At 70.9% G+C, this 14,285-nt stretch carries 5 protein-coding genes; 2 read left to right on the top strand and 3 right to left on the bottom strand.

The window, feature by feature from the left end:
* Positions 1-23: 23 nt before the first annotated feature.
* The 3 genes from OG858_RS06030 to mqnE all read right to left on the bottom strand — a co-directional run bounded on the left by OG858_RS06030 (position 24) and on the right by mqnE (position 2,557).
* On the bottom strand, positions 24-788 hold the full coding sequence (locus OG858_RS06030) for a thioesterase II family protein (protein WP_086750805.1): 765 nt from the start codon (positions 786-788) through the stop codon (positions 24-26).
* Between the two features lie 141 nt (positions 789-929).
* A complete protein-coding gene (locus OG858_RS06025) occupies positions 930-1,229 on the bottom strand; it encodes a ferredoxin (RefSeq protein WP_086750806.1) in 300 nt (99 codons plus the stop codon).
* A gap of 164 nt (positions 1,230-1,393) precedes the next feature.
* The gene (gene mqnE / locus OG858_RS06020) at positions 1,394-2,557 is read right to left on the bottom strand and encodes an aminofutalosine synthase MqnE (protein ID WP_086750807.1); all 1,164 of its coding nucleotides are present in this window, start codon (positions 2,555-2,557) and stop codon (positions 1,394-1,396) included.
* A gap of 384 nt (positions 2,558-2,941) precedes the next feature.
* Here mqnE and OG858_RS06015 point away from each other — a divergent pair, with 384 nt between their 5' ends.
* Together OG858_RS06015 and OG858_RS06010 are read left to right on the top strand one after the other, a co-directional pair.
* Positions 2,942-3,802, top strand: a complete 861-nt coding sequence (locus OG858_RS06015) for a 1,4-dihydroxy-6-naphthoate synthase (protein WP_086750808.1) — start codon at positions 2,942-2,944, stop codon at positions 3,800-3,802.
* 296 nt (positions 3,803-4,098) lie between these two features.
* Positions 4,099-14,184, top strand: a complete 10,086-nt coding sequence (locus OG858_RS06010; RefSeq protein ID WP_328545076.1) for a type I polyketide synthase — start codon at positions 4,099-4,101, stop codon at positions 14,182-14,184.
* The last annotated feature ends 101 nt before the right edge of the window (positions 14,185-14,285 follow it).

Raw genomic sequence — 14,285 nt, 5'->3', positions numbered from 1 at the left:
AACGGGTCGAGGGGGAAGACGGGTCAGGCCCGGCGGGCCGTCGCGGCGAAGTGCTCGTGGAGCACGGCGAGCACCTCGGCGGGACGCTCCGAGAGGAAGAAGTGTCCGCCGGAGAAGACCCGCAGGTCCGATCCGGCCTCGGTGTGCTCGCTCCAGGCGCCGGCCTCCTCCAGCGACGTGCGCGGGTCGGCGTCGCCGGTGAGGACGGTCACCGGGCACCGCACCACCGCACCGGCGGCGCAGCGGTAGGTCTCCACGGCCCGGTAGTCGCTGCGGATGGCGGGCAGCACCATGCGCAGCAGTTCCTCGTCCTGGAGGACCTGGGCGTCGGTGCCGGCCAGCTTGCGCAGCTCGGCGATCACCCCGTCGTCGTCGAGGGTGTGCACATGCTCGTCGCGGGTGCGGGACGGAGCGCGGCGTCCGGAGGCGAACAGCCGGACGGGGCCCCGCCCCAGGCGCTCCAGGCGGCGCGCCACCTCGAAGGCCACCAGCGCGCCCATGCTGTGCCCGAAGAACGTCAGCGGACGGTCGTCGGCCCAGCCCGTCAGGGCCGAGGCGACCTGGTCGGCGAGGTCGGCGACCGAGGCGGGACCCGGTTCGTGCCGTCGGTCCTGACGGCCGGGGTACTGGATGGCGGCGACATCGACACCGGGGCTGAGCGCGGTGGCGACCGGCACGTAGAAGCTGGCCGAGCCACCCGCGTGCGGGAAGCACACCAGCCGCTCAGTGGCGTCGGGGGAGGGCCGGAACCTGCGGATCCACAGGTCGTCGGCGGTGGGGGAACTCATGGGACGTGCGTGTCCTTCCCAGGGGGCGAGGTGCTCTGACCCGTCCACAGGCGGACGGGGGTGGCCAGGAGAGCGCGGAGCGGAGGACGTCACCGGGGCGACGAGCCGATCGCCACGGTGACCTGTCCGAGAGGGCCGGCGTCAGTCGTCGGCCACGGGCCCGTACACCTCGACCCCGTCGGAGACGCGGCGCACGTGAATGCACTCGCCGGGGCACTCCTTGACCGAGTCGACCACGTCGGCGAGCACCTCCAGGGGGATCAGGGCCGTCGCACCCGGCTCCAGGAGCAGCTCGTCCTCGTCGTCCTTGACGTAGGCGAGCCCGTCGGTGTCCAGCTCGAACACCTCGGGCGCGTACTGGGCGCAGATTCCGTCACCGGTGCACAGGCCCTGGTCGATCCAGACTTCCAGGTCCTCGTCGTTCGTCGTCTGCGTGGACATAAACACCTGCCTGGCGGGTCGTCATGATGCGGACACGGTGCGCGCACCACGGTTGAACGGCGGCGCGCGCACCGTGTACACGAGGGGAGTCGTGCACGTCGTGCACGAAAGGAGTCGTGCACGACGTGCACGAAGGAGTTCCCGGCCTCGGGGGCCTGCCGGGGTCAGACGCGCATCGGCTGCGGAGACTCCCGGCGCGCCGGGTCGGGGCGGTCGTACTCCCGGATGATCTCGTACCGGGTGTTCCGCTCCACCGGGCGGAAGCCGGCGTCGCGGATGAGGTCCAACAGGTCCTCGCGGGTCAGCTTGTTCGGCGTGCCGTAGTTGTCCGCGTCGTGGGTGATCTTGTACTCGACGACCGAGCCGTCCATGTCGTCCGCGCCGTGCTGGAGGGCCAGCTGGGCGGTCTGGACACCGTGCATGACCCAGAAGACCTTGACGTGCGGGACGTTGTCGAAGAGCAGCCGGGAGACGGCGAAGGTCTTCAGTGCCTCGGCGCCGGTCGCCATCGTCGTCCGTGCCTGCAGCCGGTTGCGGATCTTGCCGTCCTTCATGTCCACGAAGTCGTGCTGGTAACGCAGCGGGATGAAGACCTGGAAGCCGCCCGTCTCGTCCTGCAGCTCACGCAGCCGCAGCACGTGGTCCACCCGGTGCCGGCGTTCCTCGATGTGTCCGTAGAGCATGGTGCACGGGGTCTTGAGACCCTTCTCGTGCGCCAGGCGATGGATCCGCGACCAGTCCTCCCAGTGGGTGCGGTGGTCCACGATGTGCTGCCGGACCTCCCAGTCGAAGATCTCGGCGCCACCGCCGGTGAGCGACTCCAGACCGGCGTCGATCAGCTCGTCCAGGATCTCCGAGGCGGTCAGTCCGGAGATCGTCTCGAAGTGGTGGATCTCCGTCGCCGTGAACGCCTTCAGACCGACGTTCGGCAGCGCCTTCTTCAGCTCCCGCAGCGAACGCGGGTAGTACCGCCACGGCAGGTTCGGGTGCAGACCGTTGACGATGTGCAGTTCGGAGAGGTGCTCGTTCTCCATCGCCTTGGCCAGCCGGACGGCCTCCTCGATGCGCATCGTGTACGCGTCCTGCTCGCCCGGCTTGCGCTGGAACGAGCAGTACGCGCAGGACGCGGTGCACACGTTCGTCATGTTGAGGTGACGGTTGACGTTGAAGTGGACCACGTCACCGTTCTTGCGGGTGCGCACCTCATGTGCCAGACCGCCCAGCCACGCCAGGTCGTCCGACTCGTACAACGCGATGCCGTCCTCGCGGGACAGCCGCTCACCGGAGAAGACCTTCTCCTCCAGCTCGCGCTTGAGCCCAGCGTCCATGGCCGGGAACCTCCTCGTTCAGTGCCTGGCGGCACACGTGGTGAGTGTGAGCACGCGGTGCGGCCCGACTCGTCGACACGCCCCGGGACGTATCAGCTTGGGAAGAACAGCGGACCGCCCGTTCCGCCCGGGGACGTTCGGGCGGAACGGAGCGGAGCCGCACCACACGAACGGCTCCGCTGAAGCGGCCGGCCACAACGGACCCGGGGGAACCGGCCAACGATCCGGGACCCACGGGCCCTGGCCGGGAACGGCGGGCACCGACGCCGCGTCGGTGGGGCCTGCCCATCCTCGCGGAGGGCAGTCTGGGGAAAACCCCACATCCGCAACGGGTTTGCTGAGGGCTTCCGCCGCCGCCCGCCGACAAGAAGGAAGCGCCCGCCCATGACGACACCGCTGACCCTCGCACACTCGCCGTGCCCCAACGACACGTTCGTCTTCCACGCCTGGACCGAGGGACTGCTTCCCGACGCCCCCGACGTGCGGCTCACCTTCGCCGACATCGACGTCACCAACGGCCTCGCCCGACGCGGCGAACTCGACGTCCTGAAAGTCTCCTACGGCGTGCTGCCGCACATCCTCGACGACTACGTGCTCCTGCCGAGCGGCGGCGCCCTCGGCCACGGCTGCGGCCCGCTCGTCCTGACCGCCCGACCGGGCGAACCCGCCGCCCTCTCCGGGGCCCGCGTGGCGGTGCCCAGCACCACCTCCACGGCCTACCTGCTGTTCCGGCTGTGGGCGGCCGATGCCGTGCCCGGCGGCATCGGCGAGACCGTCGTCCTGCCCTTCCACGAGATCATGCCCGCCGTCCGCGACGGCCTCGTGGATGCCGGACTCGTCATCCACGAAGCACGCTTCACCTATGACCGCTACGGCCTGCACCGCACGGCCGACATGGGTGACGAGTGGGAGAAGCGCACCGGGCTGCCCATCCCCCTCGGCGCCATCGTCGCCCGCCGCTCCCTCGGCGAACCCCTGCTGAGCCGCCTCACCGACACCCTCCGCGCCTCCACCCGCGCGGCCTGGGACGACCCGGCCGCGTCCCGCGCCTACGTCCTGCGGCACGCGCAGGAAATGGAACCGGCCGTCGTCGACCAGCACATCGCCCTGTACGTCAACGAGTTCACGGACCGGCTCGGCGAGGAAGGACTGCACGCCGTACGCACCCTCCTCGACCGGTCGGCCGAGCTCGGCCTGATGCCCCGCGTGCGCGCCGACGCACTGGACCCGACCCGCCGCCTGTGAGCGGCGCTCCGCGGGAACAGCCTCGAAGGGCCTGCCACCTCCAAGACCTGCCACAACGCTAGAAGTTCTCTTAGAGCCCTCGGTCGGCACCCCGAAAACGGGCGGAACCCCTCCCATAATCGGCCCCTGGGGCAGGCCCGGGACCGGTGAGGCCTGGCCTGCCCTGCCCCACGAGGGGGCGTCGGGCAGTGCGCCCGCCCCTCACCGGCCCCGGCGCCCCTCGGTGCTGGGGCCGACCCCATGCCCCGTGCCCCACCGGCGAGCCAGCGTGCCCGCCGCCGAAGGGAGACCGATCCGTGAGCGAGGACAGGCTGCACGACTTCCTGACCCGAGTCTCCAGCGACCTCCAGCGCACCCGCACCAGGCTGCGCCAGGTCGAGGGCAGGGCCACGGAACCGATCGCCGTGGTTTCCATGAGCTGCCGCTATCCCGGCGGGGTGCGCACCCCCGAGGACCTGTGGCACCTCGTCGACAGCGGCACCGACGGCATCTCCACGTTCCCGGACGACCGAGGCTGGGACCTCGACGCCCTCTACGATCCCGACCCCGACCACCCCGGCACCGTCTACACCCGGGAAGGCGGCTTCCTCCACGACGCCGCCGACTTCGACCCCGCCTTCTTCGGCATGTCACCCCGCGAGGCTCTCGCCACCGACCCGCAGCAGCGCATCCTTCTCGAAATCGTCTGGGAGAGCCTCGAACGCGCCGGACTGCGCCCCGCCGACCTGCGGGGCAGCTCCACCGGCGTCTTCGCCGGGGTCATGTACAACGACTACGCCACTCGTTTCCCCGAGCCGCCCCCCGGCGTCGAGGGCCACCTCGGCAACGGCAGCGCGGCAAGCATCGCCTCCGGCCGCATCTCCTACACCTTCGGCTTCGAGGGCCCGGCCCTGACCGTCGACACGGCCTGCTCCTCCTCCCTCGTCGCCCTGCACCTCGCCGTGCAGTCCCTGCGCCAGGGCGAGTGCGACCTCGCCCTGGCCGGCGGCGTCGCCTTCATGTCGACTCCGGTCACCTTCCTGGAGTTCAGCCGTCAGCGGGGACTCTCGCCCGACGGGCGCTGCAAGTCCTTCGCCGACGCCACCGACGGGACCGGCTGGGGCGAGGGCGCGGGCGTCCTGCTGCTCGAACGCCTCTCCGACGCCCGCCGCAACGGCCACCAGGTGCTCGCCGTGATCCGTGGCTCGGCCGTCAACCAGGACGGCGCGAGCAGCGGTCTCACCGCCCCCAACGGCCCCTCCCAGCAGCGCGTCATCCGGCAGGCACTTGCCTCCGCCGGGCTCTCCCCGCAGGACGTGGACGCCGTCGAGGCGCACGGCACCGGCACCACCCTCGGCGACCCCATCGAGGCCCAGGCCCTCCTCGCCGCCTACGGCCAGGACCGGCCCGCCGAACGCCCGCTGTGGCTCGGCTCGCTCAAGTCCAACATCGGGCACACCCAGGCCGCCGCCGGCGTCGGCGGCGTCATCAAGACCGTCATGGCCCTGCGCCACGGCGTCCTCCCGCGCACCCTGCACGTCGACGCGCCCACCACCGAGGTCGACTGGACCGAGGGCCACGTACGTCTCCTCACCGAACCGGTCTCCTGGCCGCACACCGACCGGCCCCGGCGCGCCGGAGTGTCCGCGTTCGGAGTCTCCGGCACCAACGCCCACGTCATCCTGGAAGAGGCCCCGCCCGCCGACCCGCCCGCCGACCCGCAGACCGAGGAGAGGCACGACGGCGACCCTGCCCCCGCCCCCGAGCGCCCGATGCCGGCGGTGATCCCGTGGATCCTCTCCGCCCGCACCACCGACGCCCTCAAGGCCCAGGCAGCCGCCCTGCTAGCCCACCTCGAAGGCCACCCGCACACCGACGACCTGGCCGTCGCCCGCACCCTCGCCGACCGACGCTCCCTCTTCGAGCAGCGTGCCGTCGTCGTCGGCACCGGCCGCGACACCCTCGCCGCAGGCCTGCGGACCCTCGCCGAGGGCCGCAAGTCCCCGGACGTCGTCACCGCCACAGCCAGGAGGGGCGGCCGGACGGCGTTCCTGTTCTCGGGTCAGGGTGCGCAGCGTGCGGGGATGGGGCGGGAGTTGTATGAGGCGTTCCCTGTCTTCGCGGATGCTTTCGATGCGGTGTGTGCGCATGTCGGATCCGGGTTGCGGGATGTCGTCTTCGACGAGGACGCCGGGCGGTTGGGTCGTACGGAGTGGACGCAGCCGGCGTTGTTCGCGGTCGAGGTGGCTCTGTTCCGGTTGGTGGAGTCGTTCGGGGTGCGTGCGGACTTTGTCATCGGTCATTCGGTCGGTGAGATTGCTGCGGCGCATGTGGCGGGGGTGTTGTCGCTGGAGGATGCGTGCGCTCTGGTGGTGGCGCGTGGCCGGCTGATGCAGGAGCTGCCCTCCGGTGGGGCGATGGTGGCGGTGGAGGCCGCCGAGGACGAGGTCCTGCCTTTGCTGGATGCGGCGTTGGTGTCGGTCGCGGCGGTCAACGGTCCGCGGTCGGTGGTGATAGCTGGTGTCGAGGCCGCCGTGAGCGAGGTTGCCGAGGTACTGAAGTCGCAGGGTAGGCGTACGTCCCGCCTCCGGGTCTCGCACGCGTTCCATTCGCCGTTGATGGAGCCGATGCTCGGCGCGTTCCGTGAGGTGGCGGAGCGGATCACCTACGGAGCACCCGTCATCCCGGTCGTGTCTAATGTGACCGGACGTGCGGCCGCTGAGGGGGAGTTGGGGTCGGCGGAGTACTGGGTGCGTCATGTCCGTCAGGCGGTGCGGTTCGCTGATGGTGTGAGTGCTCTGGCGGCCGAGGGGGTGACGCGTTTCCTGGAGATCGGCCCGGACGGCACCCTCACCGCCCTCGCCCAGAACTGCGTACCCGACGCGTCGAACCTGCTCTTCGTTCCCGCCCAGCGCAAGGACCGCGACGAACCGTCGGCGGTGATCGCCGCGCTGGCCGCGCTGCACACCACGGGCAGGACCGTCGACTGGGACGTTCTTCTGCCCGGCTCCCAAGAGTTGGTCGATCTTCCGACCTATCCGTTCCAGCGGCAGCGCTACTGGCTGGATCCGGTGGCGGACCGTTTCGGACACCGTGGGGAGCATCCGCTGCTGTCCTCCGGGATCGGCGTCGCCGACTCCAGCACCGTGGTGGCGACAGGTCGTCTGTCCGGGCGCACACAGCCCTGGCTCGGCGACCTCGCCACCGGCGGCGGCACCATCGTGGCTCCGTCCGTCCTCACCGACCTGGCCCTGCACACCGGACGCAGCCTCGGAGCGCACCACCTCACCGAGCTGCACGTCGACGAGCCACTGCGGCTCCCCGCGACCGGTGAGACCGAGGTGCAGACCGTCACCGAAGAGGCGGACGGCGACCGACGCCGGACCTTCGCCCTGTACGCACGCCCCTACGACCCGGACGCCGACCCCTCCGACGATGCCCGGCCCTGGACCCGGCACGCTCACGGCACGCTGGCCGGCGGCCCCGTGGAGTCCGCTGCTGCGGACACCGACGAGGCCGGTGCCTGGCCCCCGCCCGGCGCGACGCCCGTCGACCCGGACGAGCTGTACGACGCCCTCGAAGTCCCGGCGGACGAGGCCGGGCGGGTCGTGACATCCGTGTGGCGCCTGGGCGACGAGGTGTTCGCCGAGGCCGCTCTCCCCGAGACGAAGACGGCCGAGGCGGCCGGGTTCGTCGTGCACCCCGCACTACTGGACGGCGCCCTCCTGACGCTCCGCGCGCTCGGCCGACCCGTTCCGCACCTTGTGTCCTGGTCCGGCCTCACCCTTCACGCGAGCGCCGCCACGGCCGTCCGCCTGCACGTCGTCCCGCGCTCGGCGACGGAATCCGCGCTCCGCATCCTGGACGTCACCGGCGCCCCCGTACTCACCGCTCGAAGCGTCGCCGTCCTGCCGTTCGACCACGAGCAACTCCCCGGCACCGTGCGCAAAAGCGGCAGCGACCTGTACACGGTCACCTGGATCCCGGCCGACGCCCCCTCCCTCCCCGAACCGGTGTCGACGACCCGCCACACCGGCCCGGACGGCCTCCTCGCCGCCTCCTCGACCGCCTCCTCGACCGTCCCGTCGGACACCCCTTACGCCGAGCTGGTCGTCGTCCCCTGGCAGACGCCCGAGTCCGACCCGGAGTCCGACCCGGAGACCGCTCTCGTGCCCGGCGTCCACGACGCCACAGCGCGTGCCCTCACCCTGCTTCGGCACTGGCTCACCGACACGCGCGCGGCCGGCTCCCGTCTCCTGGTGCTCACCCGGGGCGCGGTGGCCGCACACACCGGTGAGACCGTGACCGACCTGTCGGCCGCGGCGGTCCGGGGACTGCTGAAGTCCGCGGCATCGGAGAACCCCGGGCGGTTCCTGCTCCTCGACACCGACGTCACCCCCACCGACGACCAGCTCGCGGACGCCGTACGGCGCGGCCATGACGAACTCGTCCTCCGCGATGGGAAGTTGTTCGCTCCTTCACTCAGCCGGGTGAGGGACACACCACCGCACCCGGCTGCCGTGGTCTTCCCCACGGACCGGACCGTCCTCGTCACCGGCGGCACGGGCGCCGTGGGTGCCGCCGTCGTCCGTCATCTCGTCACCCGGCATGGCGTCCGCCATCTGCTTCTCGTCACCCGGCGCGGTCCGCAGACCCCGGGTGCCGCCGAGCTGGTCGACGAACTCGCCGCCCACGGTGCCCGGACCACCGTCGTGAGCTGTGACGCCGCCGACCGCGAGGCCCTTGCCGACGTCATCGACGCCCTGCCGCCGGAGCATCCGATCGGTGCCGTGGTCCATGCCGCCGGAGTCCTCGACGACGGCGTCATCACCTCCCTCACCCCCGTGCATCTGACCCGGGTGCTGCGGCCCAAGGCCGACGCCGCGGTCAACCTGCACGAACTCACCCGCCACCTCGGTCTGTCGGCGTTCGTCATGTTCTCCTCGGCCGCCGCCACGCTGTCCAGTCCCGGCCAGGGCAACTACGTCGCCGCGAACGCGTTCCTCGACGCCTACGCCGCCCGCCTGCGTGCCGACGGCCACCCGGCGGTGTCCATCGCCTGGGGCCTGTGGGAGACCGACAGCGCCATGACCCGCGGGCTCGCCGACGCCACGCACAGGCGTGCCGCCCGCAGCGGGGTGGACGCACTGCCCACCGGTGACGCCCTCGTCCTCTTCGACCGTGCCCTGACCCACACCGAGGGCACCCCGCTCCCGCTCTGCCTGGACCGCACCGCACTGCGCCGCGCCGTCGACCGACTGCCGCCGCTGCTGCGGTCCCTGACCGGCCGCCCGGCCCTGCGCGAGGCCGCGGCGCGGCCGGCCGTCGGCGCTGCCTCGCCGCTCGGCCTGTCCCATCTGCCCGAGTCCCGGCGGCGTGACGCGGTCGCCGACCTCGTACGGACCACCCTGGCCGCCGTGCTCGGACACGCGCCGGAGACCCCGATCCGCCCCGACACCCCCTTCACACAGCTGGGCCTCGATTCCCTGACGGCCCTCGAACTGCGTAACTCGCTCTCCCACGCGACCGGCACCACCCTGCCGGCGACCCTGGTCTTCGACCACCCCACCCCCGAAGCCGTCGTGGATCTCCTCCTGGCCGGCCTGGCTCCTGCGGAGCGGGCCGACGATCCCGTGTCCACGTCCACCACGCCCCATGGCTCCGAGAGTGCCGCGCTCGCCGACGACCCCATCGCCATCATCGGCATGGGCTGCCGTTTCCCGGGCGGCGTCGAAACCCCCGAACAGTTCTGGGACCTGCTTCTGCAGGGCGAGGACGCCATCGGCGACTTCCCTGCGGACCGCGGCTGGGACAACCTCACCGCCCTCGCCGCTTCGGACAGCACCGGCCCCGACACACCGACGTACACCCGTCGTGGTGGCTTCTTGTCCGGTGTCGGTGGTTTTGATGCGGAGTTCTTCGGGGTGTCGCCGCGTGAGGCGTTGGCGATGGATCCGCAGCAGCGGTTGTTGTTGGAGGTGTGTTGGGAGGCGGTGGAGCGGGCGGGTGTTGATCCGCGGTCGTTGCGTGGTTCGCGGGTGGGTGTGTTCGCGGGGACGAACGGTCAGGACTATCCGGCGTTGTTGAGTGTGTCGGAGGGTGACTTCGGCGGTTACGTCGGCACGGGGAACGCGGCGAGTGTGGTGTCGGGGCGGGTGTCGTACGTCCTGGGGCTGGAGGGTCCCGCGGTGACGGTCGACACGGCCTGCTCCTCTTCGCTGGTGGCGTTGCATCTGGCCGCACAGTCGCTTCGCTCGGGAGAGTGCCCCATGGCCCTCGTCTCGGGCGTCACCGTCATGTCGACGCCGGCTGCTTTTGCCGAGTTCAGCCGTCAGGGGGGTCTGGCGGCGGATGGCCGGTGTAAGGCGTTCGGTGAGGGCGCGGATGGTACGGGGTGGGGTGAGGGTGCGGGTGTGCTGCTGGTGGAGCGGTTGTCGGATGCGCGTCGTCATGGTCATCGGGTTCTTGCGGTGGTGCGTGGTTCGGCGGTCAATCAGGACGGTGCGTCGAACGGTTTGAGTGCGCCGAACGGTCCGGCTCAGCAGCGGGTGATTCGTGCTGCGTTGGCGGGTGCGGGTGTGTCGGCGTCCGAGGTGGATGTGGTGGAGGCGCACGGTACGGGGACGCGGTTGGGTGATCCGATCGAGGCGCAGGCCTTGCTGGCCACGTACGGCCAAGACCGTTCCGGCGACCGGCCGTTGTGGCTGGGGTCGGTGAAGTCGAATGTGGGTCATACGCAGGCGGCCGCGGGTGTGGCCGGTGTGATCAAGATGGTGCTGGCGTTGCGGCATGGGGTGGTGCCGGCGACATTGCATGTGGGGGAGCCGTCGTCACACGTCGACTGGTCGTCGGGTGCGGTGGAGTTGCTGACGGAGGCGCGTCAGTGGCCGGAGTCGGTGGAGCGTGCGCGTCGTGCGGGGGTGTCGTCGTTCGGTCTGAGTGGTACCAACGCCCACGTCATCCTCGAAGAGGCGCCGGTGGAGAGCCCGGTGGAGAGCGTCGTCGAGCAGGTGGAGTCCGTGGTGCCTCCGGTGGTTCCGTGGGTGCTGTCCGGCCGCAGCGCCGAGGCCCTGCGCTCCCAGGCCGCCCGCCTGCATGCCTATGCACAGACGAACCCGGAGTTCGACCCCGCTGCCGTAGCGACCGCCCTGGTCACGACCCGGACGCCTTTCGAGAGCCGGGCAGTTGTCCGAGGCCATGACCGTGGCGGACTTCTGGCTGGTCTCGACCGCCTGGCCCAGGGCGAGCCCGCTACGAATGTCGTCGAAGGGTCGGCTCCGGGCTTCGGCCGGACGGCGTTCTTGTTCTCGGGTCAGGGTGCGCAGCGTGCGGGGATGGGCCGGGAGTTGTATGAGGCGTTCCCCGTCTTCGCGGATGCTTTCGATGCGGTGTGCGCGCATGTCGGATCCGGGTTGCGGGATGTCGTCTTCGACGAGGACGCCGGGCGGTTGGGTCGTACGGAGTGGACGCAGCCGGCGTTGTTCGCGGTTGAGGTGGCTCTGTTCCGCCTGGTGGAGTCGTTCGGGGTGCGCCCCGACTTCGTCATCGGTCATTCGGTCGGTGAGATTGCTGCGGCGCATGTGGCGGGGGTGTTGTCGCTGGAGGATGCGTGCGCTCTGGTGGTGGCGCGTGGCCGGTTGATGCAGGAGCTGCCCTCCGGTGGGGCGATGGTGGCGGTGGAGGCCGCCGAGGACGAGGTCTTGCCTTTGCTGGATGCGGCGTTGGTGTCGGTCGCGGCGGTGAACGGTCCGCGGTCGGTGGTGATAGCTGGTGTCGAGGCTGCTGTGAGCGCGGTCGCCGAGGTACTGAAGGCGCAGGGTCGGCGTACCTCCCGCCTACGGGTGTCGCACGCGTTCCACTCCCCGTTGATGGAGCCGATGCTCGGCGCGTTCCGTGAGGTCGCGGACAGGATCACCTACGGAACACCCGTCATCCCCGTGGTGTCGAACGTGACGGGATGCCTGGCCGCTGAGGGGGAGTTGGGGTCGGCGGAGTACTGGGTGCGTCATGTCCGTCAGGCGGTGCGGTTCGCTGATGGTGTGAGTGCTCTGGCGGCCGAGGGGGTGACGCGTTTCCTGGAGATCGGCCCGGACGGCACTCTCACCGCCCTCGCGCGAACCGTGCTCGGTGACGTCGACGACGCGCTCTTCGCACCGCTGCTCCGCAAGGACCGAGACGAAGTGGACTCCGTCGTCAGCTGTGTCGCCGCCGGGTTCACGGTGGGCGTACCCGTCGACTGGGCCGCCATGATCGGCACGCGTCCCACGGCCGAAGTCGATCTGCCCACGTATGCCTTCCAGCGCGAGCGGTTCTGGCCACAGACGAAGCGCAGTGCGCAGGACTTCGCATCGTGGGAGCCGACGGAACCGGAAGATGCGCGCGAGCTGGCGAACGCGCTGGACATCAGTGAAGACGTCGTCCAAGACGTCCTGTCAGGGCTTTCCGTCCGGCGTCGGGAACGGACGGTGCGGGCCGAGGTCGACGGCTGGCGGTATTGCGTCGCCTGGGAGGCGGTGTCCCCTGCTCCCGGATCCGTACCTGCCGGGCGGTGGCTCGTGCTGCACCCGGCCGGAGGTTCGACGCGGCTCGACACGGTCACCGCAGCCCTGCCCGACGCCCTGGTCCTGCCCGTCCCCGATCAGCACGACCGGGTGGAGCTCGCCCGAGCCATCCGCACTGCTCTCACAGGAGTGGTCGTCGCCGGAGTGGTCGTCCTGCCCGACACCGTCGCGCAGGCGCTCATCGTCACACAGGCACTGGGCGACGCCGAGATCGGTGAGCCTGTGTGGTGGATCACCCGTGGAGCAGTCGCACAGCACCACGACGACGGCTCCCCGCATCCGGAGCAGGCCGCCGTCTGGGGGCTCGGACGGGTGATGGCGCTGGAGCACCCCGACCGCTGGGGTGGCCTGATCGACCTGCAGCAGAACCCGGACCGGGACGTGGCCGGCCTGGTCGCGGCGGCACTGGCCTCCGCGGCGGAGGACCAGCTCGCGTTGCGCGACGACCGTGCCTTCGCCCGGCGCCTGCGACAGGATCCGGCGCCACGGGCCACCGGTCAGGGCTGGAAGCCCTCCGGACGAGTTCTGGTCACCGGGGGTACGGGAGCCCTCGGCGCCCACGTGGCACGCTGGCTCGCCCGAAACGGCGCGAGCGAACTGGTTCTGACCGGCCGTCGAGGACCCGAGGCTCCCGGAGCCGCCGAACTCGTTTCAGAGCTAAGGGAGTTGGGGGCGCGTCACGTGAGTGTCGAGGCCTGCGACATGGCCGACCGGGCATCGGTCGCCGCGCTCCTCTCCCGGCACCGTGTCGACGCCGTCTTCCACGTGGCCGGTGTCCCGGACCACAAGCCCTTCGACGAGATCGACAACGCCCATCTGGCTGCGGTGTTGGGTGCGAAGGGGTGGGGTGCGGTGTATCTGGATGAGTTGACGCGGGGCTGGGATCTGGATGCGTTTGTGGTGTTTTCTTCTGTTGCGGGTGTGTGGGGGAGTGGGGGGCAGGGGGCGTATGCGGCGGCGAATGCGTGGGCTGATGCGGTGGTGGAGGCTCGGTGTGGTCGTGGTTTGGTGGGGGCTTCGGTGGGGTGGGGGCCGTGGTCGGGTGGGGGGATGGTGTCGGATGTGGGTGCGGTGGAGTTGGGGCGTCGTGGGTTGAGGGTGATGGATCCGGGGTGTGCTCTGGTGGGGTTGGGGAGTGTGTTGGAGGGTGGTGGTGGTGCGGTGGTGGTGGCTGATGTGGAGTGGGAGCGGTTCGTTCCCGCGTTCACCGGTCGTCGTCCCAGCCCCCTGCTGACCAGCCTCCCCGGCCTCAATGGAACCGAGACCGACTCCGACGGGGAGAAGACGACGGGAGACGCCCGCGCCGCCCTGACCGCCCGCCTCGCGGGCCGGCCCGAGACGGAACGCCGCCGGGCCCTGCGGGAACTGGTCTGCGAGCGGGCCACCCTCGTGCTGGGTCGCTCCGCCGACTCCTCCATGGACGTCAACCGTGCCTTCCGGGAGGTCGGGTTCGACTCCCTCACCGCTGTGGAACTCCGCAACCGGCTCAACGCCGAGACCGGTCTGCGACTGCCGTCCACCCTCGTCTTCGACCATCCGACACCGCGCCACCTCGCCGACCACCTGCACGACGAACTCTTCGCAGGGCCGGAAGCCGCGCCGGGTGGGTCCGCAACACCCGCCGCGTCCTACGGCAGCGACGAAGCGCGCTTCCGCAGCACCCTCGCCGCCATCCCGTTCTCCCAGTGGCAGCAGAGCGGTCTGCTCACGGCGGTGCTGACACTGGCGGAGTCCGACGCGTCCGGCACGCCCGAGGACGACGGGGACCTTGCCCACGGTGCGATCGGCGAGATGGATGTCGACGCACTCGTACAACTGGCCCTGGGCGACTCCGCTTCCTGAGGCACCACCCCACCCCCTCCTTCTCCCCGGCCGCCCGCGTACGGGCCCACGAACCAGTGGAGCTGAGCATGTCCACCTCCGAAGAGCGTGTCGTCGCCGCG

Origin of the sequence: Streptomyces europaeiscabiei, assembly GCF_036346855.1 — a bacterium.
GTDB lineage: Bacteria > Actinomycetota > Actinomycetes > Streptomycetales > Streptomycetaceae > Streptomyces > Streptomyces europaeiscabiei.
Note: the sequence above shows the minus strand (reverse complement) of the source record. Positions and strands in the feature narration are given on the sequence as shown.